This window comes from Sphingosinicellaceae bacterium (assembly GCA_019285715.1).
Taxonomy (GTDB): domain Bacteria; phylum Pseudomonadota; class Alphaproteobacteria; order Sphingomonadales; family Sphingomonadaceae; genus Glacieibacterium.
Window position 1 is genome coordinate 1284036 of record CP079108.1, and the last position, 23081, is coordinate 1307116.

Sequence of the window (23081 nt, forward strand, 5' to 3'; positions counted from 1 at the left end):
TCGAACTTGCGGGGCAAGGGGGCAGGGGTGTAGCTCCCGCGCATGCTGAATGATCGTTCGACACCGCTATCGCTGCTCGCGACGCGCCGCTCCGCCAAACCACGCGACATGCGCGGACCCGGGCCGACCGCGGGCCAGCTCGAGCGCCTGCTGACGGTTGCCGCCCGGGTTCCGGACCATGGCAAGCTCGCACCGTGGCGCTTCGTGGTGGTCGACCCCGACCAGCGTGCCAGCTTCAACGACATGCTGGAGGCGGCCTATCGCGCGGAGGTGCCCGAGCCGAACCCCGCCGAGGTCGAGAAGCTGCGCAGCTTCGGCGGCGAGGCGCCGTGCCTGGTGGTCGTGCTTAGCCGGGTCATCGAGCTCAACGCGATCCCGGTCTACGAGCAGCAGCTGTCGGCTGGTGGTGCTGCGACCATGCTGTGCGCCGCGGCGTCGGCGATGGGCTTCGTGGCAGGCTGGATCACCGGCTGGGCCTCGCGCTCGCCTACCGTTATCGCGTCGCTCGGACAGGCAGGCGACCGCATCGCGGGCTTTGTTTTCATCGGCACAGCGGCGGTTCCGCTCGATGACCGGCCCCGCCCCGACCTCGACACTGTGGTGCGCCACTGGGACGGTTGACTCGTCGGTGTTCTAGCGCGATACGACAGTGGTGTTCCACGGTGACCGCCCCATCTACCTCCAGATCCGCGACATCATCGTTGCGCGCATCATCGATACCGGCGGCAGCGCAAGCGGCGGCGACGGCGACCAGTTGCCGTCGGTGCGCGCACTTGCGGCAGAGCTCGAGGTCAATCCGCTGACCGTCGCCAAGGCCTACCAGGAACTCCAGACCGCCGGCCTCGTCGCGGCGCGCAAGGGTGTTGGGCTGTACGTCGAGACCGGCGCGCGGCTGGCCCTGATGCGGACCGAGCGTGCCGCCTTCCTGCAGGACGAATGGCCCCGGACCCGCGCGCGGATCGAGCGGCTGGGGCTGACCCCCGAGGACCTGTTCGCCGACGCCTGACGTGCCGGACTACCGCCCCGTCAACTGCTTCTCGATCGCCTTCGCCACACCCTCGCCGACGATCTTCTGGCCCTTTTTCGAGAACAGGAAGTCGGCGTCGTCGGCGTTCGAGACATAGCCGGTCTCGAGCAGCACCGACGGCACATCGGCGGCCTTGAGCACCAGAAAGCCGGCGAAGTGGTGGAATTCGCCACGAAACACGACCCGGTCGCCGAGAGCGTCCTGCAGCGCTTCGGCGAAGGCGATTGCGGAGTTGAGGGTCGACCGTCGCATCAGCGCGATCATGATGTCACCGACCTCCGGTGCCTCGACCCCCAGGTTCACGCCGCCGATGATGTCGGCCTTGTTCTCGCGCGCCGCCAGCCGCGCCGCGACCGCGTCCGAGGCGGTGTCCGACAATGTGTAGGCGCTGGCACCGCGCGCGAGCGGGTTCGGCGCGCTGTCGGCATGGATCGAAATGAACAGATCGGCGCGGGCCGTGCGGGCGATGGCGACGCGGCCGCCGAGGGGGATGAAGCGGTCGTCCTCGCGGGTCAGCTTCGCGCGGACCTTGCCCGAGGCATTGAGCGACTTGGCGACGACCCGTGCGATGGCGAGCGTCACGTCCTTCTCGTAGCGCCCGTCGAGGGCGATCGCGCCGACGTCCTTGCCGCCATGCCCGGCGTCGATGACGACGAGGGGCTTCTTGCCGCCCGAGCGCGGAGCGGTCGGCGGCAGCACGGCACCGGCAATGATCGGCCGCGAGGTTGCAGGCGGCTTCACCTTGGGGCCGAAGGTGCCGTCGGGCAGGTCGAAGTCGGGATCGGCAGCGGGCTTGCCGAACGCGCCGGTGTCGGCGGGAGGTGCCGGGTCGGCAGACGCGTTGGCTGCAGGCTTGGTCGCAAGCGGTGAACTTGTCGCGGGCTTGGCCGCGGCGGTGGGTTTCGTTGGCTTGGCGGGAGTAGGCTTGGACAGATCTGGCACCGGCGGAACGGAGCGGGCCCCTACCACGAGCGAAACCCGGCCACGCTTCGTCGCCGTGGCGAATTCCGTCGCGCTGGCGGGGGCGAGCTTGATGGTCAGCCGACCATCGTCGCCGACATCGGCCGCGACAACGCGCATCGGCTTGGCGAGATCGACCACGATGCGCGCCGTCTTCACGTCGAACTGGCCGATCCGCGCAGCCTTAACGGCACCGCTGCCGGTCACTTCCTGCCGCGCCGCATCGACCCCGCCGAGGTCGATGACCAGCCGCAGCGGCGTCGCGAGCGCGAGAACGCGAGCCGTCACTGGCCCGTCGACGCCGACCTCGATGCGCGTCGGCAGCGCGGTCAAGTTGGTGGCGCGGGTCAGCGCCGCGGCCGGGAGCGCCCACAGCAGCAGCACGGCAAAGGCGGCAACTCGCATCGTCGTAACGGTTACCGGGCGACCGGAGCAGCGACAAGCCGCTCCGGCGCGCTACAGGCTCAGTAGACCCGGAAAGTGCCGCGGCAGCCGTTGTTCACCCACACCCCGCCGCGGTCCCAACCCCAGTTGCGGCGCTGGCACCTGCCGCTGATGTCCTGCACCAGGTCCGCACCGCGGTAGACATCGCCGGCGCAGCGCGCCGGCTGATACTGCATCGAGTTGCAGGCGATGATGCGGCCGTTACCACCGCCGGGCAGGTTGGCCGGCGGAAAGCCGCCGGGGCCGCCCGGACGGACGGCATTGACCGAGAAGACCGCGCGGCAGCTGTCGTTGACCCAGATGCCGCCACGATCGAAGCCCCAGCTGCGGCCCTGGATGCAGTTGCCATGCGTCTGCTGAACGAGGCGGACGCCGCCGCGGGTGTCGACATCGCAGCGCGCCGACTTGTGCTTGTAGGACTCGCAGACGATCGTGCGCTGGCCGCCACCGACGTAGCCGCCGCCGGGACCGCGCCGGTCGTCGTCGCGGTTGCCGCGCTGGTAGCCGTCGTCGCTGCCCTGGCCGCCACCCTGGTAACCGTTCTGCGCGAGCGCCGGCAGGGGTGCCAGGCTCGCCAGTGCGAACGCTGCGATTAGTGTCAGTCTGAGCATCGTGTTTCCCCACAGCGTTTCGGCTCCGCAAGGTCTAGCCGACGAGCTCACGCGTCGCCAGCCGCTTGTCGGGCCTTCGCGACCCTGCTACCCATCTCGTAACGGCGGGATAAGCGGCGATACAGCCGGATCCATTCAGCGTCGTCGCCCGCGCATCCGGCGCGGAACGCTCCGGCCGCCCGCAACTGTAAAGCGGGCTCATGCCAGGGTTTTCTGCCCGGTGCACAAGGTTCTCGTTACCGTCCGGCCGGCATACAGGCCCGCCGGACAAAAGGTCAGGGTCGCATGACGTCGACGCGTTTAGTTCGAGCGGAGGTTGCCGGGTCGGGCAGCCCTGCCGGACGGTCGCCGTCACCTCTCCAAATCGCCACAACAACCCCGGGCCGGCTGGCGCGCATTCGCGCCGCCGCCCCACTTTCGCCTGTCGCCCGTTTCCTGGCTAGGTCCGGAAACGCGCGGCGCGCCATGGAGCACATCAATGTCACAGCGCATGCTGATCGACGCCCGCCACCCGGAAGAAACCCGCGTCGCGGTCGTCAACGGCCAACGGATTGAGGAATTCGACTTCGAAGCTGCCGATCGTAAGCAGCTTAAGGGCAACATCTATCTCGCCAAGGTAACCCGCGTCGAGCCGTCGCTGCAGGCGGCGTTCGTCGAGTACGGCGGCAACCGCCACGGCTTCCTCGCCTTCTCCGAGATCCACCCGGACTATTACCAGATCCCGCGCGAGGACCGCGAAGCGCTGCTTCGCGAGGAGCAGGAACTCCACGCCGAGGATCACCACGACGACGAGGACCACGAGGGCGAGCACACCGGCGAGGAGGGCGACGAGGTCGCGACCACCGGCGGCAGCGACGACAGCTCGGACTCGCTGCGCCGCCAGCGCCAGTCGCTGCGCCGCCGCTACAAGATCCAGGAGGTCATCCGCCGTCGCCAGGTGCTGCTGATCCAGGTCGTCAAGGAGGAGCGCGGCAACAAGGGCGCGGCGCTCACCACCTACCTCAGCCTCGCGGGTCGCTACTGCGTGCTGATGCCCAACACCGCCAATGGCGGCGGCATCAGCCGCAAGATCTCGAACATCGGCGACCGCAAGCGCCTGAAGTCGATCATGTCCGACCTCAAGCTGCCGACCGGCATGGGTGCCATCGTTCGCACTGCCGGCCTCAAGCGCGGTCGCGCCGAGATCAAGCGCGACTTCGATTACCTGACCCGCCTGTGGGACGAGATCCGCGAGACCACGCTGGCGTCGTCGGCGCCGTGCCTGGTCCACGAGGATTCGAGCCTGATCAAGCGGGCCGTCCGCGACATCTACAACAAGGACGTCGAGCAGATCCTCGTCGACGGCCCCGGCGGCTACGAAGCCGCCCACAAGTTCATGCAGATGCTGATGCCGGCGCATGCGCCTCGCGTCGTCGAGTACACCGACGCGGTGCCGCTGTTCCAGCGCTTCGGCGTCGAGGCGCAGCTTGCGGCGATGTACAACCCGGTGGTCCAGCTCAAGTCGGGCGGCTATCTGGTCATCAACCCGACCGAGGCCCTGGTCTCGATCGACATCAACTCGGGCCGCTCGACGCGCGAGCACGGCATCGAGGAAACTGCCTTCAAGACCAACATGGAAGCCGCGGAGGAAATCGGCCGGCAGCTGCGCCTGCGCGACATGGCCGGGCTGGTCGTGATCGACTTCATCGACATGGAGGTCAACGGCAACAACCGCCGGGTCGAGCGCGCCATGAAGGACGCGCTGCGCCACGACCGCGCCCGCATCCAGCTTGGCCGAATCAGTTCGTTCGGGCTGATGGAGATGAGCCGCCAGCGCCTGCGCACCGGCATCCTCGAAGCCTCGACCCACGTCTGTCCGATGTGCGACGGCACCGGCTATGTCCGCACGATCTCGTCGGCGGCGCTGGCGGGCCTGCGCGACCTCGAGGCCGAAGCGATCAAGGGCAAGAACAGCGAGTTCCGCCTGCGCGCCGAGCACGACGTCGCGGTCTACATCCTCAATCGCAAGCGCGGCCAGCTCGAGGAGCTCGAGGAGCGCTACGGCGTCGGCATCGAGTGCGTTCCCGACGAGAGCCTGACCGGGCCGAACTATGTCATCGACACCGCCGGGCCACCGCCGGCGCACCAGATCGTCATGTCGCCGATCCCGGCGCCGGTCGCGATTGTCGAGGATGAGGACGAGTACGACGCCAGCCATGAAGGCGAGGACGACGACGGCGTCGAGGGCGAGGAGGGTGCCGAGCGCCAGCCCCGCGAGCGCTCCGAGCGCGGTGAGCGTGGCGGCGAGCGTGGCCGCGGTCGCGGTCGTGGCCGTCGTCGCGGCGGCCAGTCCGATCGTCCCGAGGGCGAGGATGCACCTGCAATCGAAACCGGTATCGACTCCGGCGAGGAAGCTGCCGTGCTCGAGGCCGTGCCCGACAGCGAGGAGCCCGAGCGCACCCCGGCAGCCGATGACGGCGAGGCTCCGCGCCGCCGCCGCCGTGGTCGCCGTGGTGGTGGTCGCCGTCGTGAAGGCGGTCCGGGCGAGCCCCAGGCGGAGACGACCGGTGAAGCCGAGACTGACGGCGAACTGCCGCTCGAGAGCGAGCCGGCTGCCATCGAAGCCCTCGCCACCCCCAGCGTGGAGGACGCACCCGCTCCGAAGGCCCGCCGCTCGCGGTCCCGCAAGGCTCCGGCTGCAGAAGTCGAGGCCGAGCCGGTGATTGCCGAGGCTATCGACGCTGCGGTCCCACCCGCTGCGCCGCCCGCTGCCGATCCGGTGCCCGTTGCCGAGGAGGCTAAGGCGAAGGCTCCGCGCAAGCGCAGCCCGCGCAAGAAGGCGGTCGACAGTGGCGAGGCTCCTGAGGCACCGCCGGCGGCGTCTGCTGCAACCGTCCCTGTAGCGGCTCCGGAAGCCGAGGCCGAAGCTGCCACCGCAACTCCTGCGAACGACGCTAGTGGCACCGGTGAGGCCCCCCGCAAGGGCTGGTGGTCGCGGACGTTCGGGACCTGATCGAATACTGTCATCCCCGCGTAGGCGGGGACCCATGAACACCGCATCCCGGAGTGATGCGCGACCTTCCGACCATCACTTTGAAGGTCGGTATTCATGGGCCCCCCCTGCGCGGGGATGACACCCAGATTCGCTATTCCTCCAGCACGTCCAGCAAGGGCAATTGCGGCGAACTCGCCGGCGGTACGATCCCCAGGTGCTTCCAGGCACTCGGGTTGAGCATCCGGCCCCGCGCCGTCCGCGCTACCAGTCCCGACTGGATCAGATACGGCTCGACGACCTCCTCGACGGTATCCCGCGCTTCGCTGAGCCCCGCCGCCAGCGTCTCGATCCCGACCGGTCCGCCGCGGTAGATGTCGGCGATCATCATCAGATAGCGCCGGTCCATCGCGTCAAGGCCGAGCCCGTCGACCTCGAGCCGGTTCAGCGCCGCGTCGGCGATCTTGACGGTGACCTGCCCGTCGCCCGCAACCACGGCAAAGTCGCGCACGCGCCTGAGCAGCCGCCCGGCGATCCGCGGCGTGCCCCGTGCTCGCCCGGCAATCTCGCGCGCGCCGTCGTCGGTCAGGTCGAGCCCGAGCAGCCCGGCCGCGCGGCGCACCACGAGGTCGAGCTCGGCGACGGTGTAGAACGTCAGCCGCAGCGGGATCCCGAAGCGGTCGCGCAGCGGCGTCGTCACCAGCCCCGAGCGGGTGGTCGCGCCGATCAGCGTGAACGGCGGCAGGTCGATCCGCACCGACCGCGCGCTCGGCCCTTCGCCGATCATCAGGTCGAGCGCCCGGTCCTCCATCGCCGGATACAGGATCTCCTCGATCGCCGGCGACAGGCGGTGAATCTCGTCGATGAACAGCACGTCGTGCGGTTCGAGGTTGGTCAGCAGCGCCGCGAGGTCGCCCGCCTTAGCAATCACCGGGCCACTGGTCGCGCGGAAGCCGACGCCCAGTTCGCGCGCCACGATCTGCGCCAGCGTCGTCTTGCCCAGCCCCGGCGGCCCCGACAGCAGGACGTGGTCGAGCGCCTCGCCCCGCGACCGCGCTGCCTCGATGAACACCCGCAAATTGGCACGCAGCCCGGCCTGGCCGACGAACTCGTCGAGCGTCTTCGGGCGTAAGGCCGCGTCGACATCCTCGGGGCGGCGCAGCGGAGTTTGGAGGCGGTCGTCCATGTGCTTCCTTGCACCGCGGACCCGAGGCTTGGGAAGGGTAGGAAAGCTCGCATGTTACGTCGTAGAGCGCGATAATGATCTGATACGGTTATAATACTCGACTTTATAAGTCATTTTAGGTAAATATTTGTCCAGTCGGAGGGATTACATGGAGCCGGATATCCGCGGCGCAGCGTCTCTGACGTCTGCACGGCTCGCCTATCGATATTATCTGCGGACGGGCCGCCGCGTCGCCGAGAGCACGTTTGAGAGTCCGCCGATTGAAGCCAAGTTCAACCCGAACCACGATCCGGGCAATGGTCAGTTCACCTTTGGCTTAGGCGGCGGGTTTGGGCGCACCAATCCGCTGCGCATGCAAGTTCAATATCGTGCGAACCCGCGTGCGCGGATTGGTGTAAACAGCGGTGCTTTCCGTGACCCGATGACGTTCGAACACACGTTTCCAGGCCTTCGCGACGCGCCGGGCGGCGTCATGGGCGGGCTCGCCGACAATGCCTTCGACCTGATGGGACCGGGTAGAGAGGCGACCGACGCGCTGACGATCGCACGGACGAGGGAGCTGGTCGCGATATGCTCGCATCAATGATGCTTGCCTCTCCCACCTTTATCGACCGTCTTGGAGACTTTCCGGATCGCAATATCGACACAGAATTTGCGGCGTTAAAGGAGAGCTTCAGCGTTGTTCCCCGCAAACTTGGCGAAGAGCGCTACGCACAACTGATCGACATGGCCGACCGCATGCGCGCCATTTCGAAGCGGACCCGGAAGAGAAGACCGAGGACAGCGCGGCCGGGCGCCGGCTGATCGTCGAGATGGAGGACATCCTGCTCGCGGCGCGGGCTCGCAAGCCGAAGGCCGCCGACGGCTGACTGGTCGCGCGGCCCGGTTCCCCCTATCGTCATGGGCGACATTGGGGGACACACGAATGCAGGCCACAAGGCGAGCGCTCATGGCGGGCGCGGGGATGCTCGCGGCGAGCGCGGCGCTGGCGAAGCTGCCGGCTGGCTCCCACTACGACCGCGCCATCGTCATCGACGGCCTCGGCACTCCCGACGATCCGGACGGCAAGGACGGCAGCTTCGAGTTGTCCCCCCGCGGCCTCGCCCAGATTCGCAACTCGGGGGCGACCGCGTGGCAGGTCACCGTCGGCGACGTCGGCAACCTGCCGACCAACTGGGACAATTCGGTGGACCAGACCGCCTACTGGTCGGGGCTTATCGCTGCCAACCCCAAGGTCTTCATCCTCGCCCGCACCGCCGCCGACATTCGCGAGGCGAAGGCCTCGGGCCGCGCGGCGATCATCTTCGGGACGCAGGACACGGCGATGGCGGGGACCAATCTCGACCGCCTCGACACGCTAGGCAACCTCGGCGTCCGCGTCGTCCAGCTGACGTACAACAACCGCAACCTGAGCGGCGACGGCGCGCTGGAGTCGGCCAACGCCGGGCTGTCGAAGCTTGGCTACAAGACCATCGAGCGCATCGAGAAGAACAAGCAGCTGCTCGACCTGTCGCATGGCGGCCAGCGCACCATCGCCGAGGCCATCGCCACCGCGAAGCGCCCGCCGACGATCAGCCACACCGGCTGCCGCTCGGTCTACGATCACCCGCGCAATGTCTGGGATGCCGAGCTGAAGGCGCTCGCCGACAAGGGTGGCGTCGTCGGCATCTACTGGATGCCGTTCCTGGTCGCGGGCGGCAAGCCGACCACCGCCGACCTCGTCCGCCACATCAGCCATGCCGTCGACGTCTGCGGCGAGGACCACGTCGGGATCGGCACCGACGGCGGGCTCCGCGAGATCGTCGTCGACGCCAAGTACCGCGCCGAGGCAAAGAAATCCAACGAGGACCGCACCGCTCGGGGCATTGCCGCGCCGGGCGAGGGACCCGAGGTTTTCCCCTTCATCGCCGAGCTTAATAGCCCGATGCGTTTCCGGATGCTCGGCGAAGCGCTCGACAAGGCGGGCTGGAGCGCGGCGCGGGTCGACAAGGTACTCGGCGGCAACCTGCTCCGGCTGTACGGCGAGGCCTGGGGCGGCTAGCGCGCGCTTTTCTTCAGCGCCACCCGGACCAGCGCGCCGACGTCGGCCGCTTCTCCGACCTCCGCGACTGCCTCGGCGACCGCGCGGCTGGCATCCATCGGGCGGAAGCCGAGGTTGGCGAGCGCCGACAGCGCGTCCGCGACCGCGGACTTGGGCGAAGCGGCAAGCGGCGCGACGCCGAGCGGTCCGGTCGGCAGCACCCCGGCCTTGTCCTTGAGCTCCAGCACGATCCGCGCGGCGAGCTTCGGCCCGACGCCGTTGGCGCGCGCGACGCTGGCGGTGTCCTTGGCGGCGACGGCTTGCTGGAGATCGCCCGGCGTCAGCACCGACAGGATCGCCAGCGCGACCCGCCCGCCGACGCCCTGGACCGAGAGCAACAGCCGGAACCAGTCGCGCTCCTCGTGGCTGCCGAAGCCGAACAGCTGGATCGCGTCCTCGCGGACCTGGGTCTCTATGTGCAGGCTGAGCGGACCGCCGATCGGGCCGAGGTTGCCGAGCGTCCGTGCGCTCGCGGCGACGAGATAGCCGACCCCGTCGACGTCGACGACGCAGGTGTCGACGGCGACTGAATCGAGCAGACCGGTGAGTTTGGCGATCACGCCAGCACCCGCGCGCGCGTCGTCGCCGACCCGGCAATGTGGGCGTGGCAGATCGCCACCGCGAGCGCATCCGCCGCGTCCTCGCCGTCGACCGCGCAGCCGGGCAGCAGCCGCTCGACCATCGCGCGGATCTGCGCCTTGTCGGCGGTGCCGGTGCCGACGATCGCCTTCTTGACGAAGCGCGTCGCATATTCCGCTACGGGGAGCCCGGCCTTGGCGGCGACCAGCAGCACGATCCCGCGGGCTTGGCCGAGCTTGAGGGTCGACTGCGGGTTGACGTTGACGAAGGTTTCCTCGACCGCCGCACCGTCGGGGCGATGGGCGGCGATCACCGCGGCCAGCGCGTCGTACAATTGCACGAGCCGGTCGCTCAGGCTGTCCGCCGACCGGCTTTTCACGCAGCCGTTGGCGATGTGGCGCAGGCGGTTGCCCTGCGCCTCGATGACACCCCAGCCGGTCTTCTGCAGCCCCGGGTCGAGGCCGATCAGGATCACCGCGAAAGGTCGCCGTCATCCCCGCGCAGGCGGGGACCCATCACCCACTGCGCGGGGATGACGGGCGAAAAGTTGCAGGCTCCGGTCACCCCAGCTTCGCCAGCACGTCCTCGGGCACGTCGTAGTTGCCCCACACGGTCTGGACGTCGTCGTCGTCCTCGAGCGCGTCGATCAGGCGGAGCAGGGTGCCGGCGTCGCTCTCGCCGACCGTGACCTCGAGCTGCGGGCGCCACGCGAGCTTGCCGCCGTCGCCCTCGCCGAGCACGGCCTCCAGCGCCTTGACGACTTCGTGCAGGTTATCGAGCGCGGTCCAGATCTCGTGGCCGTCTTCCGTCGAGACGACGTCCTCGGCCCCGGCTTCGAGCGCGGCTTCGAAAACCTTGTCGGGGCTGCCCGCCTTGGCGGGGTAGGTGACCAGGCCCATGCGGGCGAAGCCGTGGCTGACCGAGCCGCTGGCACCGAGGTTGCCGCCGTTCTTGGCGACGATGGTGCGGACGTTGGTAGCGGTCCGGTTGCGGTTGTCGGTAAGGGTCTCGATGATCAGGCTGACGCCGCCGGGACCGAAGCCCTCATAGCGGATTTCCTCGTAGATCTCGCCGTCGTTGCCCGCCGCCTTGTTGATCGAGCGCTCGATATTGTCCTTCGGCATACCGCCGGCGCGCGCCGCCAGCACCGCAGCGCGAAGCCGCGCGTTCATCGCCGGGTCGGGTAGGCCGGACTTCGCCGCGACGGTGATCTCGCGCGCCAGTTTCGAGAAAGCGGCGGCGCGCTTGCGGTCCTGCGCACCCTTGCGGTGCATGATGTTCTTGAATTTGGAATGGCCGGCCATGGGGTCTCTTGCGTTCGCTAATTATGACGGCGGTGTAGCGCCTCGGTCAGCGGCGCGCCAGCCGGGCAAGCAGCAGGTCTCGCGCCGCGGTCGCCTGGGCGGTCGCCTCGCTCGACCCACCGGCATCGGGATGGGCGGTGGCGAGTGCCCGGCGCCACGCGGCATGAACCTGGTCGGCATCCGCCTCGGCCGTGACTCCGAGCACCTTCCGTGCCTGCGCCGCCTGGCGCTCGTCGCCGAGTTTCTGGCGCGAGGCATAGCCCCAGAAGGCCGCGCCGGCCGCCGCGAGCGCCGCCGCAGCGATGTTGCCGGTCTCGAGGAAACGCAGCGCCAGCAGCCCGAGCGCCGCGACCGCACCCCAGCGCTTGACCGCGGGGATCAGCTCGCCGCGCGTGTGCAGCCAGTAGGCGAGCAGCGCGACGGCGACGATCGGAAGGATCATGCCGCTGCTGCCGCGATGGCACTCTCCCAACCCGGGAGTGCAAGCGCGCCGATCAGTGCCCGCAGCTCGGCGCGCGCGGCGACGTGGCTGAGGCTGAAATCCTCGAGTTGCCCGACGTCGAGCAAGGTCAGCCCGCGCGGGAACAGCTCGCGGAAGATGACGCGCTCGCTGAGGCCCGGGGCAACGCGGAAGCCGACGCGCTTCGACAGCTCCGCCAGCGCCGACGCCATGCGCCGCATGTTGCGCGCGTCGAGGTTGGCGAGGCGGTTGCGCAGCACGACCCAGTCGACGGTGCCGCCGTCGACGCGGCCGCGGACCTTGCGGGCGTCCCAGACCAGCTCGGAGTAGAAGCTCGGGCGCCTGACCTTGAAGGTGTCGGGGTCGACCTGCCCGATCAGGTCGAAGTCGACGAAGCTGTCGTTCATCGGCGTGACCAGCGTGTCGGACTTGGCGAGCGCTGCGCGGGCCATGGCGGAGTCGCGGCCCGGCGTGTCGACCACGATGAAGTCCTTGCCGCGCCATTCGAGCAGCTGGTCGGTCAGGATATCGACGTCGCCGGCGCCGTCCTCGATCACCGCAATGTCGGGCGAGGGCAGGGTGACATCGCGCTTCTTCGACAGCGCCGCACGGTTCTCGAGGTAGCGCGCGACGGTGCGCTGCCGCGCGTCGATGTCGATCGCGCCGACGTCGAAACCGGCGTGGGACAGGGCCACAGCGATGTGGACGGCGGTCGTGGACTTGCCCGAACCGCCCTTTTCGTTGCCGAGCACGATGATGTGCGCGCGCCGTTCCGCTGGCTTGTCGCCGGCCCCCGCCTGCATTGCGAATGATTTCCCGCTTGATTGACGCCGCGGTGTTTCCGACAGGGGGCCGTTCAAGTCAACGAAAGCCCGCATGTCCGACGCTCTCCCAGTCGTCTCCGACGCACTCCTCACCGTCCGCACGGTCGCCGACCTTCGGAAGCAGGTCGCGACCTGGCGCGCCGCGGGCCATGCCATCGGCCTCGTGCCGACGATGGGCGCGCTCCACGCCGGGCACCTGTCGCTGATCGCTGCAGCCCGCGCACGGGGTGGCCGGGTCGTTGCCTCGATCTTCGTCAACCCGAAGCAGTTCGGCCCGAACGAGGACCTCGACCGCTACCCCCGCGACGAGGCTGGCGACGCGGCGCTGCTGGCGGGTGCGGGCTGCGACCTGCTGTTCGCGCCGCCGGTGACCGAGGTCTATCCCGCGGGGTTCGCGACCGAGGTCCGTGTTGGCGGGCTCGGCGACCTGCTGTGCGGCGCGGCGCGTCCGGGGCATTTTGACGGCGTTGCGACGGTCGTGACCAAGCTTCTCAACATGGTGCGGGCCGACGCTGCGTTCTTCGGTGAGAAGGACTGGCAGCAATTGGCGATCATCCGGCGGCTGGCGGCGGACCTCGACAGCGGCACCGAGATCGTCGGGCGGCCGATCATCCGCGATGCCGACGGGCTCGCGATGAGCTCGCGCAACGCCTACCTTGACCTGGCTCAGCGCCACGATGCGGTCGCGCTACCGATCGCGCTTCATGCCGCCGCGCGGGCACTGACGAAGGGCGAAAAGGTCGAGACGACACTGATCGCGGCACGGGCTGCGCTGACGGCCGCGGGCTTCGGGCCGATTGACTATATGACGCTTGCCGACCCCGGCAGCCTGGTCACGCTCGACCGGCTGGACCGCCCGGCGCGCCTGCTGGCGGCGGCCTGGATGGGCAAGACCCGGCTGATCGACAACGTGCCGGTGCTGTTGCCAGACGCGCACTAGGCCGACGAGCGGTCACCAGGCGTATCGGTCGAAAAGCGCGTATTGCCTAGCGCGGGCGGTAGCGACGGCCGTCGAACTGGCTGTTCTCGAACGAGAAGCTGGCGCTGCCGGTGTCGCCGAGCGGCACCGTCGTCGCGCCATAGACGCCGTGCGAGCCGCCCGAGCCGACGAAGGCGCCGACCTCGCCGTGGGGGCGGCGGTCACGCGGCGCGGCGTTGGGGTTGTCGAACAGCGACCGGTCGAACAGCGGGTCGTAGGCAAGCTTGGGGTCCTGTGCGCGCGGGTTCGGGTCGATCTTGGCGATCTCGTCCGGCGACAGGCGATAGACGGTGCCGCCGTTGCTGGCCGGCTGCGTGATCGTCAGCGTGTCGGGTGCCGGCTCCTGCGCGAACGCGGCACTGCCGGCGATGGCCAGCGTGAACCCCAGCAGTGGCCGCAAAATATTCATCGTCGCTCCTTCGGCCCGCCCGCAATGCCCATCGTCAATGTAGGCATGCAGCGTACGGATAGCCAGTCGCCCACCCCCTGCATATTCGCCCGGCTCATTCGCCCTTGCGGAACGGCGTCTCGTCGTCGAGTTCGTCGATCTGCGCGACGACGGCCTCGCGCTCGACCTCGAGGTAGCGCGCGACCGCATCCCGGAAGCCTGGGTTGGGGATATAGTGGGCGCTGTAGGTCGGGGTCGGGCGGTAGCCGCGCGCCAGTTTGTGCGACCCCTGAGCCCCGGCCTCGACGCGCTTCAGGCCATGCTCGATCGCCCAGTCGATGGCGCGGTAATAGCACAGCTCGAAGTGCAGGAACGGCACCTCCTCGCTGCAGCCCCAGTAGCGACCGTACAAGCAGTCGTCGCCGATCAGGTTGAGCGCCCCGGCGACGTAGCGCCCGTCGCGCTTCGCCATCGCCAGCACGACGCGGTCGCCCATCGACGCGCCGAGCAGCGTAAAGAACTTGCGGGTCAGATACGGCCGGCCCCATTTGCGGCTGCCGGTGTCCTGGTAGAACTCCCAGAATGCGTCCCACTCCGTCTCGCCGATCTCGTCGCCGGTCAGCATGACGATCTCGAGGTCGGGGTCGATCAGGCGCTCCTTGCGGAGCTGCTTGCGCTTGCGGCTGCTCAGCGCCGCGAGGAAGCCGTCGAAGCTGGCGTAGCCATCGTTGTACCAGTGGAACTGCTGGTCGACGCGGATCAGCCAGTCGGCGGCCTCGAACGTCTGCACCTGCTCGGGCTCGATGAACGTCGCGTGCGCCGACGACAGGCCGTTCTGGACGGTCAGCGCCTCCGCCGCGCCGAGCAGGGCGGGGGCCAGCGCGGGGTCGCGGAGCAGCAGGCGCGGGCCGGTCGCCGGGGTGAACGGCACGCACGACTGGAGCTTGGGGTAATAGTCGCCGCCGGCCCGGCTCCAGGCATCCGCCCAGCCGTGGTCGAAGACGTATTCGCCCTGGCTGTGGGACTTCAGGTAACCCGGCAGGATCGCCGCGGCGGCTCCGTCGGGACCGTCGACGACGAGGTGGACGGCCTGCCATCCGGTCTTGGCGACGGCGCTGCCCGACTCCTCGAGCGCGACGAAGAATTCGTGCTGTACGAACGGGTTGCCGGAGCCGGCGCAGGCATTCCATTCAGCCGCGGGCAGGTCGCTGGCAGCGCGCAGGATGCGCGCGGTGACGCCGCCCTCGGCTCCGGCATCGGCTGTCCCCGAGTCAGCCATCGACGGCGATGATAGCGTCGATCTCGACGGCCACGCCGAGCGGAAGCGCTGCCACGCCGACCGCAGAACGTGCATGGCGGCCTTTCTCCCCGAACACTTCGACCATCAGGTCCGACGCGCCGTTGGCGACCTTGGGCTGGTCGGTGAAGTCAGGCGTCGACGACACGAACACCCCGAGCTTGACCACCCGCACGACCTTGTCGAGCGAGCCGAGCACCGCGTTCATCTGCGCCAGCAGCCCGATCGCGCAGCGGCGGGCAGCAACGACGCCCTCCTTCATGGTCAGGTCGTCGCCCACCCGGCCGCGGATGAGCTGCCCGTCCTCGTCGAACGGGATCTGCCCGGAAATGTGGAGCAGCCCGCCGTGGACGACGCCCGGCACATAATTGGCGGCGGGCGCAGCGGCATGGGGCAGGGTGATCCCGAGTGTCGCGAGGCGGTCGTTGATGCTCATGTCAGCCCTCCATATAGCGCAGGATGTGCGGCAGCGCCTGCGACCAATCGTCGATGCGGATGTCGGCGTCGGCGGCGCTCGGGATCAGATTGCGCAGCTTCGGCTCGGCGACCATGTGCAGCCGATACACCCCCGGCGATGCCTTCTTCACTGAGCTGTGGTGCGGCGGCAGGTCGTCGACGAAGACCGCGCGGCGCGGCTGGAACTGGTCGACCAGCGCCGCCACCGGAGCGCCCTTCGGGCCGTTGTTGCCGATTACCCGGTACGGCATGCCGAGCTTCTCCAACTCGCCGGTGCGGACCAGCGCGTGATGCTCGGCGATGTTGGTCAGGATGATGATGTCGGCCACCTTGGCGATCTCGGCGAGCGCCTCGGGGGCACCCGGCGCCGGCGTTTGGGTCGGCATGTGGGTGTCGAAGAAGCCGTCGAGGAGCGGCTTGAACTCCCACGGCTCGACCGCGCTGCCGTCGTTGCGGCGGACGTTGCCGGTCAGCGCGAAGCTGTCGAGGTGGAGGGTCAGGTCGTGGACTTCGGTCAGATAGTCCGAGAACGGCGTCACGAAGTGCAGCAGCACCTCGTCGCAATCGCAGATCAGCAGCGGCTTCATGCCTCAAGCAGCCTTTCCGCCGCGGCGAGTGCCTGCGGCTTGACGTCGAGAGCTTCGGCGGTGGCGATCAGGCTCGGCTCGTGACCGGTCAGGAAGCCGAGCACGGCCGCGAGGGTATCGGGGTCACCGGCCCGCGCCCGCAGCGTCGCGGCATCGAGCCCGGTGATGTCGAGCAAACGCGGCCCGAGGTCGGGGTCGCCCGCGACATAAGCGAGGGCGCGCAGCGCGAGGGTCATCGCGCCGTCGATGGATGTCGGATTTGAACTCACCGGGGAGGCTCTACCGCCTCCGCAAGCCGTCCGCCAGCGGCGGCTACTTGATCTTCGCTTCCTTGAACTCGACGTGCTTGCGAACGACGGGGTCGTACTTGCGGAAGGTCAGCTTTTCCGTGGTGTTCGGGCTGCGCGGGTTCTTCTTGGTGACGTAGTAATAGCCCGTGTCGGCGGTCGAAACGAGCTTGATCTTGAGGGTTGTCGGCTTGGCCATGTCACTATCCTGGAGAGCGCGGACAGCAGGCTGACGCGCGAACGAGGGCGGTCAATGGCGGCGGGGGGGCGAAAAGTCAACCTGCAGGTGAGGGAGCTGGCTGCTTCGTCGTCACTACAGCAATCGCTACCGCCTCCGCCGCACCCCCCTCGGCACCCGGCTCTGCCCGACCCGCCGCCCCTTGTGGACCCGGTCGTTCCGCGGTCGCGCTGTCCCGGTCCCCTCGCCGAACGGCAGCTCGAAGCGCAGCGCCCCGGTGATCGGGTTCGACTCGACCAGCCGGAGATCGAGGCGCTGGCCGGGCACGAAGCGCGTCCCGGTCTCGATGCCCTCCAGCACCTTGGTGCCCTCGTCGAACACGAAGCGCTCGTCGCCGAGCGTCGACACCGGCACCAGCCCGTCGCCGCCGATGCCCTCGACCGTCGCGAAGAAGCCGAAGCGCGCGACGCCGGTGATGCGGGTCGGCAGCGTCTCGCCGACGCGGGTCGCGAGGAACGCAGCGACGTAGCGGTCGACGGTGTCGCGCTCGGCCTCCATGGCGCGGCGCTCGGTCATCGAGATGTGCTCGGCGGTGCGGACCAGCCGCGCGTCCTCGGCGTCGCCCAGTCCGCCGTCGCCGAGCTTGTAGGCCCGGACCAAGGCGCGGTGGACGATCAGATCCGCGTATCGCCGGATCGGCGAGGTGAAGTGGCCATAGCTCGACAGCGCCAGCCCGAAGTGGCCCTTGTTCTCGGGCGAGTAATACGCCTGGGTCTGCGTCCGCAGCACCTGCTCGCTGACCTGCTGGCTGTGCTCCTGAGTCTTGGCGTCGTGGAGGATCCTGTTGAAGGTCCGCGGCTGGATGACCTGGCCGAGCGCGAACGGCACGCCGAAGGTTTCGAGATAGTCCTTCAGCGCGACCAGTTTCTCGCGGCCGGGCGCCTCGTGGACACGGTACATGCACGATGTCCGCTTCGCCTCGAGCGCCAGTGCGGCGGCGACGTTGGCGGCGATCATGAAATCCTCGATGACCCGGTGGGCGTCGAGCCGCTCGCGGACCTCGATCGCGGCGATGCGACCGGCCTCGTCGAGGCGGACGCGGCGTTCGGGCAGGTCGAGGTCGAGCGGGGCGCGGGCGTCACGGGCGACGGACAAGGACTTCCACGCGCCCCAGAGCGGCTTTAGCACCGGCAGCCACTCGCCCGCGTCGGCGTCGATGGTCGCCTGCGCTTCCTCATAGGCGATGTTCGCGGCGCAGCGGATCACCGCTCGCGTAAACCGGTGCCCGAGTAATTTGCCGTCGCCGCCGATGTGCAGGTGGCACGCCAGCACGGCGCGGTCGACGCCCTCGACCAGCGAGCACGCGTCGGCGCTGAGCACCTCGGGCAGCATCGGCACGACGCGGTCGGGGAAGTACACCGAGTTGCCGCGCTCGCGGGCCGAGCGGTCGAGCGCGCTGCCCTCGCGGACGTAGAAGGATACGTCGGCGATCGCGACGACCGCGTCCCAGCCGCCGTCGTCGCGGGGTGTAGCGAACACCGCGTCGTCGTGGTCGCGAGCGTCGGCAGGGTCGATGGTCAGGATCGGGAGGACGCGGAGGTCCTCGCGCGGCCCGAGGTCGCGGTGGGCGGCGGCTTCGGCCTCGTTGAGCACGTCGGCGTTGAAGGCGTGCGGGATACCCTTGGCGTGAATTGCGATCAGCGAGAAGCTGCGCGGCGCGAACGGGTCGCCGAGCACCTCGACGATGCGGGCATGCTGGCGGGGCGGACGGCCCGAGGGCTCGGCGAGGACAAGGTCGCCGGGCTCGGCCTCGCCGCGGTCGAGGACGGCAAGGTCGGTTCGGGCGCGCTTGTCGGTGGGGATGAGGCGGAAGCCGTTGGCATCCTTGCGCAGGATGCCGAGAACGAACTCCTCGGTCTTGGCCAGCGTCTTCATCGGGAAGGCCTGGTAGCCCGAGCCCTTTTCCTCGATGCGCGCCAGCACGCGGTCGTTGACGCCCAGCGCGGCGCGGTTGCGGCCCTCGATCAGGCGGATGCGGGGCGGCGGGGTGCCGCGGTCCCAGGCGTCGGGGACAGCGATGGTGCCGCCGTCGCCGGCCTCGACGATGCGGAGCACAGTAACCGGGGGCAGGCCGCCGCCCTTATGGACCGAGCGCCCGGGGCCACTGTCAAGGGCGCCGTCGTCGGCCATCTCGCGCAGCAGCGCCTTCAGTGCGATCTTGTCCTGGGCGTGGAGTCCGAAGGCCTTGGCGATCTCGCGCTTGCCAACCGCGGTCGGGGAGCCGCTGACGAACGCCAGCACCTGTTCGCGGGTCGGAAGGCCCGGAGGCGGAGCGGGGGGACGGCGTGGCACGTATGCCTAATGCACGGCGAACGCCGTCCCCCGCAACGTTTAGTCGAGATTAGTCCCGCAGTGTCGCCGGCACGCGCCCGCCGTTCTCGGCGAGCTTGGCCCAGACGGCCTTCGACAGCGCGATGTTCTGCTCGGCGCTACCGTCGGCACCGGCGTGGACGCCGAGTTCCTGGCCGAGCGCGGTGCGGTTCGACAGGCTCGAGTCGATGCCCAGCAGCTTGAGCAGGTCGACGATCGAGGTCTGCCAGTTGCCGCCGCCGCCCGACTGCTGCGCCATGATCGTCAGGACCTGCTCGACATCGACCTGCGGCTGGGCGGCAGGTGCAGCGGCTGCGGCAGGCGCGGCGGCGGCAGCAGCGGGCGCTGCGGTTGGAGCCGGCGCGGCCTTGGCGGCGCTGTGGTGGAAGATCTTGTCCATTATACTGCCGAAGACGCTCATTGCTCATACTCCTTGGTTGTGCGGAGCGCTAACGCCCGTCGCGGCAACTTGGTCGCGCGGCCCGTCGCGCAATCACACGAAAGGGCCGCCCGCGAACGGACGGCCCCCTGTGCGCACCCAGCGTACAAACTTCCGGCGAGCCACCGGCTCAGCCACGAATGATACGCTTTCGGCTATGCAACGACCGTGCCAAGCTTCGCAATTACACGATAACAACGAGTTCGCCGTTAACTATATTACCAAAGTGTAAAGAAACCCGACGTTTCGCCGGGTCACGCCTTCGTCGACGCACGCTTGGCTGCCGGTTTGGCAGCGGTCTTGCCGGCCGGCTTTGCCTTGGCTGCGGGCTTTGCCGCCGCCTTCTTCGCCACCGGGCGCTTCTTGCCCTTCGCCGGAGCTGCCGCCGCCCGCGCATCGAGCAGCGCCACCGCCTCGTCCAGCGTCAGCGTCATGCCGTCCGAACCCTTGGGCACCGTCGCGTTGGTGGTGCCGTCCGCCAGATACTGGCCGAAGCGTCCCTCGATCAGCTTGATCGTCGCGCCGCTGACCGGGTGCGCCCCGACTTCGCGCAGCGGTGCGGGCGAATTGCGCGAGCGTGGCCCCGCGGCCAGCGCCTCCGCCAGCTTGACGACCGCGGTGTTCATGCCGGTCTCGAAGACCTCGGCGGTCGAGGTCAAGCGCGCGTACTTGCCGTTGTGGGCGAGGTACGGCCCATAGCGCCCGATGCTCGCGGTGATCGGCTCGCCGCTCTCCGGGTGGATGCCGACTTCGCGGGGCAGCGCCAGCAGGCGCAGCGCCAGCGGCAGGTCCTCGGGACCGGCGACCGACACGTCCTTGGGGATCGAGGCGCGCGGCGGCTTGGGCGCGCCCTTCTCGCCGTCCTCGCCGAGCTGGATGTAGGCGCCGAAGCGCCCCGAGCGCAGCGTCACCGGCTCGCCGCTGACGTCATCGATGCCGAGCAGCAGCGGTGCGCCGCCGGTCGCCGCAGAGTCGCCGCCTTCGCTGGCGAACTGGCGGGTGTAGCGGCACTCGGGGTAGTTCGAGCACGCCACGAAGGCACCGAACTTGCCGGTCTTGAGGCTCAGGCGTCCCGTCCCGCAGGTCGGGCACAGGCGCGGATCGCTGCCGTCTTCCTTGGGCGGGAACAGCAAGGGCGACAGGAACTCGTCGAGCGCGATCGTCACGTCGGACGGCCGCATGTCGAGGATTTCCTTGGTCCGCGCCTCGAAGTCGCCCCAGAAGTCGCGGAGTACCTTGAGATAGTCCAGCGTGCCGGCCGAGACCTCGTCGAGCTCGGTCTCGAGCTCGGCGGTGAAGTCGTAGCCGACGTATTTCTCGAAGAAGCGCTCGAGGAACGCCGTGACCAGCCGGCCCTTCTCCTCGGCGAAGAAGCGGTTCTTCTCCATCTTGACGTACGAGCGGTCGCGCAGCGTCTGCAGGATCGAGGCGTAGGTCGACGGCCGGCCGATGCCGAGCTCTTCGAGCTTCTTGACCAGGGTCGCTTCCGAGAAGCGCGGGGGTGGCTCGGTGAAATGCTGGTCGGCGGTGACGTCGTTGACCGCCGGAGTCTCGCCCTGCGTCAGCTTGGGCAGGCGCTTGCCGTCGTCGTCGTCCTCGGCGTCGGTCGGCGTCTCGTCGCGGGTCTCGGTGTAGACCGCGAGGAAGCCCGGGAACAGCATGACCTGGCCCGAGGCGCGCAGGCCGGTGCGGCCGTCGTCGCTGAGCAGGTCGACGCTGGTCCGCTCCATGCGGGCGCTCGCCATCTGGCTGGCGATCGTGCGCTTCCAGATCAGGTCGTACAATTTGGCGGCATCGGCGTTGCCGGCGTGGCGCTTCGATGGCTCGGTGGGCCTGATCGCCTCGTGCGCTTCCTGCGCGTTCTTGGCCTTTGTCGCGTAGTGACGCGCCTTCTCGGGGAGCGCGTCCTTGCCGAACTCCTTGGCGATGACGTCGCGGATCACCGCGATCGACTCCGCCCCGATCTGGACGCCGTCGGTCCGCATGTAGGTGATGTGGCCCTCCTCATAGAGCCCCTGCGCGACGCGCATCGTGTGGCTGGCCGTGAAACCGAGCTTGCGCGATGCTTCCTGCTGCAGGGTCGAGGTGGTGAACGGCGGATAGGGGTTGCGGGTGACCGGCTTGGTCTCGACCGCCGACACCGTGAAGCGCCCGGCCTGGACCTGTGCCTTGGCCTTGGCGGCGTCGGCCTCGTTGGTCAGGTCGAACTTGTCGACCTTCTTGCCGCCGAGCAGCGACAGGCGCGCGGTGAAGACAGTGCCGGACGAAGCCGCCAGCGTCGCCTCGACGGTCCAGTATTCGCGCGCCCGGAAGGCCTCGATCTCACGCTCCCGGTCGACCACGAGGCGCAGGGCCACCGACTGCACGCGCCCCGCCGACTTGGCGCCCGGCAGCTTGCGCCACAGCACCGGCGACAGCGTGAAGCCGACCAGATAGTCCAGCGCCCGCCGCGCCTTGTAGGCGTCGATCAGCGCGTCATCGAGCTCGCGCGGATTGGCCATCGCCTCCAGCACGGTCGCCTTGGTGATGGCGTTGAACGTCACCCGCTGCGCACCGCCCTTGGGCACTGCCTTCTTGCCCTTCAGCCACTCCAGCAGATGCCAGCTGATCGCCTCGCCCTCACGATCGGGGTCGGTCGCGAGGATGACGCGGTCGGCACCCTTGGTCGCATCGGCGATGGCCTTCAGCTGCCGCGACTTGTCGCCGTACAGCTCCCACTGCATCGCAAAGTCGTGCTCCGGGTCGACCGAACCGTCCTTCGCCGGCAGGTCGCGGATGTGCCCATAGCTGGCGAGCACGGTGAAACCGGGGCCGAGGTACTTCTCGATGGTCTTCGCCTTGGCCGGCGATTCCACGATGACGACTTGCATTTATGTCTCCGGGGACGGCCCAACAGGCGGGGCGGCCCCTACGCGCATGATATGGGGCTTGGCAAGCGGAGGGGGCAAGGGTGGGGTGCGTTACCGCTCAGACCGACCTGTCCACCGGTGCGATCGCGGCATTATGGACGAGGACCCTGACCCTGTCCCACAGCAGCCCCGGCACCTGTCCGTAGTAGGGCGTACCGCCGCGGAGCAGCCCCACATCAGGCCCGACCCACGTAAAGCGGTTGAGGTCGGTCCAGACGATCCGGGACCGGTCGTCGAGGCCGAGATGTCGAATGACACGCGGTGGAATTTCGACGGAATGCGCGGGATCGTATTTTCGCGTCGTGATCGCAACCGTGATGACGGTCAGCCCACCGCTGCGCTGGTCGGCGCTCAACACCAAACACGGCCGATCCTTGCGTCCGTCCTCCTCGCCACGCTCCGCCTCATGCCGCCACAAATAGCGGTAGTGGATGACGTCAGCCGGTTGCGGCGTCGTCCATGAGGTAGTTGAGGGCATGCGCGGTTTCCGGGGCCTTGGCGTCCCGGAGGGCGCGGATGTCGTTGCGGCTTAGTTCTTGGGGTGTCAGCGCGACGTGATCGAGCGCTGCCAGCCGCAGATATTCTGCGACCGGCATCATGACTACGCGCGCCGTTCCATTACGCTCGACTGCAATCGGGTGCGTGATGGCCTCGTCGTAAAAATGGCCGAAGCGCTTGGAAACGTCGGTGGAGGAAACCCTCTCCAAGGTAGCTGCCATGACTGCCTCAATCTGGCGCGCCAATA

The 23081-nt window shown here is 68.8% G+C and carries 25 protein-coding genes and 1 pseudogene; 7 read left to right on the forward strand and 19 right to left on the reverse strand.

Features of this window, described 5'->3' with window-relative positions; translation table 11 throughout:
• The first annotated feature begins 42 nt into the window (after positions 1-42).
• Positions 43-621 carry a nitroreductase gene (locus KX816_05935; protein QXQ07559.1) on the forward strand — a complete coding sequence of 193 codons (579 nt, stop codon included), beginning with the start codon at positions 43-45 and terminating at the stop codon, positions 619-621.
• 31 nt (positions 622-652) lie between these two features.
• Positions 653-1006 (forward strand): GntR family transcriptional regulator, encoded by a 354-nt coding sequence (locus KX816_05940; protein ID QXQ07560.1) that lies wholly within the window; start codon positions 653-655, stop codon positions 1004-1006.
• 9 nt (positions 1007-1015) lie between these two features.
• On the opposite strand, the gene KX816_05945 is transcribed toward KX816_05940, so the two are convergent.
• Entirely contained in the window at positions 1016-2392 is a 1377-nt protein-coding gene (locus KX816_05945) for an N-acetylmuramoyl-L-alanine amidase (GenBank protein ID QXQ07561.1), read from the reverse strand.
• Between the two features lie 59 nt (positions 2393-2451).
• Complete coding sequence (locus KX816_05950; protein ID QXQ07562.1) at positions 2452-3042, reverse strand: DUF3011 domain-containing protein; 591 nt, start codon at positions 3040-3042, stop codon at positions 2452-2454.
• Between the two features lie 478 nt (positions 3043-3520).
• Between KX816_05950 and KX816_05955 the strand changes: the two genes are divergently transcribed.
• Positions 3521-6034 carry a ribonuclease E/G gene (locus KX816_05955; GenBank protein ID QXQ07563.1) on the forward strand — a complete coding sequence of 838 codons (2514 nt, stop codon included), beginning with the start codon at positions 3521-3523 and terminating at the stop codon, positions 6032-6034.
• A gap of 133 nt (positions 6035-6167) precedes the next feature.
• On the opposite strand, the gene ruvB is transcribed toward KX816_05955, so the two are convergent.
• Complete coding sequence (gene ruvB, locus KX816_05960) at positions 6168-7199, reverse strand: Holliday junction branch migration DNA helicase RuvB (protein ID QXQ07564.1); 1032 nt, start codon at positions 7197-7199, stop codon at positions 6168-6170.
• Between the two features lie 148 nt (positions 7200-7347).
• On the opposite strand from ruvB, the gene KX816_05965 reads away from it, so the two are divergent.
• From KX816_05965 to KX816_05975, 3 genes and pseudogenes are all read left to right on the forward strand, one after another.
• The gene (locus KX816_05965; GenBank protein QXQ07565.1) at positions 7348-7785 is read left to right on the forward strand and encodes a hypothetical protein; all 438 of its coding nucleotides are present in this window, start codon (positions 7348-7350) and stop codon (positions 7783-7785) included.
• Positions 7782-8068 (forward strand): annotated as a pseudogene (locus tag KX816_05970) (hypothetical protein). The gene KX816_05965 and the pseudogene KX816_05970 overlap by 4 nt, the downstream one beginning before the upstream one ends.
• Positions 8069-8148: 80 nt before the next feature.
• The gene (locus KX816_05975; GenBank protein ID QXQ07566.1) at positions 8149-9240 is read left to right on the forward strand and encodes a dipeptidase; all 1092 of its coding nucleotides are present in this window, start codon (positions 8149-8151) and stop codon (positions 9238-9240) included.
• Here KX816_05975 and ruvA read toward each other — a convergent pair.
• The 5 genes from ruvA to KX816_06000 all read right to left on the reverse strand — a co-directional run bounded on the left by ruvA (position 9237) and on the right by KX816_06000 (position 12425).
• Positions 9237-9839: a Holliday junction branch migration protein RuvA gene (ruvA, locus tag KX816_05980; GenBank protein QXQ07567.1), complete on the reverse strand. Its 603-nt coding sequence runs from the start codon at positions 9837-9839 to the stop codon at positions 9237-9239. The genes KX816_05975 and ruvA overlap by 4 nt on opposite strands.
• Complete coding sequence (gene ruvC / locus KX816_05985; protein ID QXQ07568.1) at positions 9836-10333, reverse strand: crossover junction endodeoxyribonuclease RuvC; 498 nt, start codon at positions 10331-10333, stop codon at positions 9836-9838. The genes ruvA and ruvC overlap by 4 nt, the downstream gene beginning before the upstream one ends.
• Before the next feature lie 85 nt (positions 10334-10418).
• On the reverse strand, positions 10419-11162 hold the full coding sequence (locus tag KX816_05990) for a YebC/PmpR family DNA-binding transcriptional regulator (protein QXQ07569.1): 744 nt from the start codon (positions 11160-11162) through the stop codon (positions 10419-10421).
• A gap of 46 nt (positions 11163-11208) precedes the next feature.
• On the reverse strand, positions 11209-11604 hold the full coding sequence (locus KX816_05995) for a J domain-containing protein (protein ID QXQ07570.1): 396 nt from the start codon (positions 11602-11604) through the stop codon (positions 11209-11211).
• Positions 11601-12425 carry a division plane positioning ATPase MipZ gene (locus tag KX816_06000; GenBank protein QXQ07571.1) on the reverse strand — a complete coding sequence of 275 codons (825 nt, stop codon included), beginning with the start codon at positions 12423-12425 and terminating at the stop codon, positions 11601-11603. Before KX816_06000 ends, KX816_05995 begins: the two co-directional genes overlap by 4 nt.
• 73 nt (positions 12426-12498) lie before the next feature.
• Between KX816_06000 and panC the strand changes: the two genes are divergently transcribed.
• Entirely contained in the window at positions 12499-13386 is an 888-nt protein-coding gene (panC, locus tag KX816_06005) for a pantoate--beta-alanine ligase (protein QXQ07572.1), read from the forward strand.
• A 46-nt stretch (positions 13387-13432) separates the two neighbouring features.
• Here the strand turns inward: panC and KX816_06010 are convergent, their stop codons facing one another.
• The 11 genes from KX816_06010 to KX816_06060 form a co-directional block, all read right to left on the reverse strand.
• Entirely contained in the window at positions 13433-13834 is a 402-nt protein-coding gene (locus KX816_06010; protein QXQ07573.1) for a hypothetical protein, read from the reverse strand.
• A gap of 94 nt (positions 13835-13928) precedes the next feature.
• Entirely contained in the window at positions 13929-15092 is a 1164-nt protein-coding gene (locus tag KX816_06015; protein QXQ07574.1) for a GNAT family N-acetyltransferase, read from the reverse strand.
• Positions 15085-15546, reverse strand: a complete 462-nt coding sequence (locus KX816_06020; GenBank protein QXQ07575.1) for a RidA family protein — start codon at positions 15544-15546, stop codon at positions 15085-15087. Before KX816_06020 ends, KX816_06015 begins: the two co-directional genes overlap by 8 nt.
• Position 15547: 1 nt before the next feature.
• Complete coding sequence (locus KX816_06025) at positions 15548-16153, reverse strand: HAD family hydrolase (GenBank protein ID QXQ07576.1); 606 nt, start codon at positions 16151-16153, stop codon at positions 15548-15550.
• The gene (locus KX816_06030) at positions 16150-16389 is read right to left on the reverse strand and encodes a DUF3572 domain-containing protein (protein ID QXQ08423.1); all 240 of its coding nucleotides are present in this window, start codon (positions 16387-16389) and stop codon (positions 16150-16152) included. Before KX816_06030 ends, KX816_06025 begins: the two co-directional genes overlap by 4 nt.
• 76 nt (positions 16390-16465) lie before the next feature.
• On the reverse strand, positions 16466-16639 hold the full coding sequence (rpmG, locus tag KX816_06035) for a 50S ribosomal protein L33 (GenBank protein ID QXQ07577.1): 174 nt from the start codon (positions 16637-16639) through the stop codon (positions 16466-16468).
• 126 nt (positions 16640-16765) lie between these two features.
• A complete protein-coding gene (locus KX816_06040) occupies positions 16766-18970 on the reverse strand; it encodes a VacB/RNase II family 3'-5' exoribonuclease (GenBank protein QXQ07578.1) in 2205 nt (734 codons plus the stop codon).
• A 49-nt stretch (positions 18971-19019) separates the two neighbouring features.
• Positions 19020-19409, reverse strand: coding sequence for a DUF3597 domain-containing protein (locus tag KX816_06045; GenBank protein ID QXQ07579.1), 390 nt, complete (start codon positions 19407-19409; stop codon positions 19020-19022).
• A 272-nt stretch (positions 19410-19681) separates the two neighbouring features.
• The gene (topA, locus tag KX816_06050) at positions 19682-22297 is read right to left on the reverse strand and encodes a type I DNA topoisomerase (GenBank protein QXQ07580.1); all 2616 of its coding nucleotides are present in this window, start codon (positions 22295-22297) and stop codon (positions 19682-19684) included.
• Positions 22298-22394: 97 nt separating this feature from the next.
• The gene (locus tag KX816_06055; GenBank protein QXQ07581.1) at positions 22395-22814 is read right to left on the reverse strand and encodes a type II toxin-antitoxin system PemK/MazF family toxin; all 420 of its coding nucleotides are present in this window, start codon (positions 22812-22814) and stop codon (positions 22395-22397) included.
• Positions 22774-23055: a type II toxin-antitoxin system Phd/YefM family antitoxin gene (locus KX816_06060; GenBank protein ID QXQ08424.1), complete on the reverse strand. Its 282-nt coding sequence runs from the start codon at positions 23053-23055 to the stop codon at positions 22774-22776. Before KX816_06060 ends, KX816_06055 begins: the two co-directional genes overlap by 41 nt.
• Positions 23056-23081 lie beyond the last annotated feature (26 nt).

What these genes read in the sequence shown, in the direction of transcription:
- KX816_05935 (QXQ07559.1), top strand. Translation starts at nt 43, where the DNA reads ATGCTGAATGATCGTTCGACACCGCTATCGCTGCTCGCGACGCGCCGC.
- KX816_05945 (QXQ07561.1), bottom strand. Translation starts at nt 2,392, where the DNA reads ATGCGAGTTGCCGCCTTTGCCGTGCTGCTGCTGTGGGCGCTCCCGGCC.
- KX816_05950 (QXQ07562.1), bottom strand. Translation starts at nt 3,042, where the DNA reads ATGCTCAGACTGACACTAATCGCAGCGTTCGCACTGGCGAGCCTGGCA.
- KX816_05955 (QXQ07563.1), top strand. Translation starts at nt 3,521, where the DNA reads ATGTCACAGCGCATGCTGATCGACGCCCGCCACCCGGAAGAAACCCGC.
- ruvB (QXQ07564.1), bottom strand. Translation starts at nt 7,199, where the DNA reads ATGGACGACCGCCTCCAAACTCCGCTGCGCCGCCCCGAGGATGTCGAC.
- KX816_05965 (QXQ07565.1), top strand. Translation starts at nt 7,348, where the DNA reads ATGGAGCCGGATATCCGCGGCGCAGCGTCTCTGACGTCTGCACGGCTC.
- KX816_05975 (QXQ07566.1), top strand. Translation starts at nt 8,149, where the DNA reads ATGGCGGGCGCGGGGATGCTCGCGGCGAGCGCGGCGCTGGCGAAGCTG.
- KX816_05990 (QXQ07569.1), bottom strand. Translation starts at nt 11,162, where the DNA reads ATGGCCGGCCATTCCAAATTCAAGAACATCATGCACCGCAAGGGTGCG.
- KX816_05995 (QXQ07570.1), bottom strand. Translation starts at nt 11,604, where the DNA reads ATGATCCTTCCGATCGTCGCCGTCGCGCTGCTCGCCTACTGGCTGCAC.
- KX816_06000 (QXQ07571.1), bottom strand. Translation starts at nt 12,425, where the DNA reads ATGCAGGCGGGGGCCGGCGACAAGCCAGCGGAACGGCGCGCGCACATC.
- panC (QXQ07572.1), top strand. Translation starts at nt 12,499, where the DNA reads ATGTCCGACGCTCTCCCAGTCGTCTCCGACGCACTCCTCACCGTCCGC.
- KX816_06010 (QXQ07573.1), bottom strand. Translation starts at nt 13,834, where the DNA reads ATGAATATTTTGCGGCCACTGCTGGGGTTCACGCTGGCCATCGCCGGC.
- KX816_06015 (QXQ07574.1), bottom strand. Translation starts at nt 15,092, where the DNA reads ATGGCTGACTCGGGGACAGCCGATGCCGGAGCCGAGGGCGGCGTCACC.
- KX816_06020 (QXQ07575.1), bottom strand. Translation starts at nt 15,546, where the DNA reads ATGAGCATCAACGACCGCCTCGCGACACTCGGGATCACCCTGCCCCAT.
- KX816_06025 (QXQ07576.1), bottom strand. Translation starts at nt 16,153, where the DNA reads ATGAAGCCGCTGCTGATCTGCGATTGCGACGAGGTGCTGCTGCACTTC.
- KX816_06030 (QXQ08423.1), bottom strand. Translation starts at nt 16,389, where the DNA reads ATGACCCTCGCGCTGCGCGCCCTCGCTTATGTCGCGGGCGACCCCGAC.
- rpmG (QXQ07577.1), bottom strand. Translation starts at nt 16,639, where the DNA reads ATGGCCAAGCCGACAACCCTCAAGATCAAGCTCGTTTCGACCGCCGAC.
- KX816_06045 (QXQ07579.1), bottom strand. Translation starts at nt 19,409, where the DNA reads ATGAGCGTCTTCGGCAGTATAATGGACAAGATCTTCCACCACAGCGCC.
- topA (QXQ07580.1), bottom strand. Translation starts at nt 22,297, where the DNA reads ATGCAAGTCGTCATCGTGGAATCGCCGGCCAAGGCGAAGACCATCGAG.
- KX816_06055 (QXQ07581.1), bottom strand. Translation starts at nt 22,814, where the DNA reads ATGCCCTCAACTACCTCATGGACGACGCCGCAACCGGCTGACGTCATC.
- KX816_06060 (QXQ08424.1), bottom strand. Translation starts at nt 23,055, where the DNA reads ATGGCAGCTACCTTGGAGAGGGTTTCCTCCACCGACGTTTCCAAGCGC.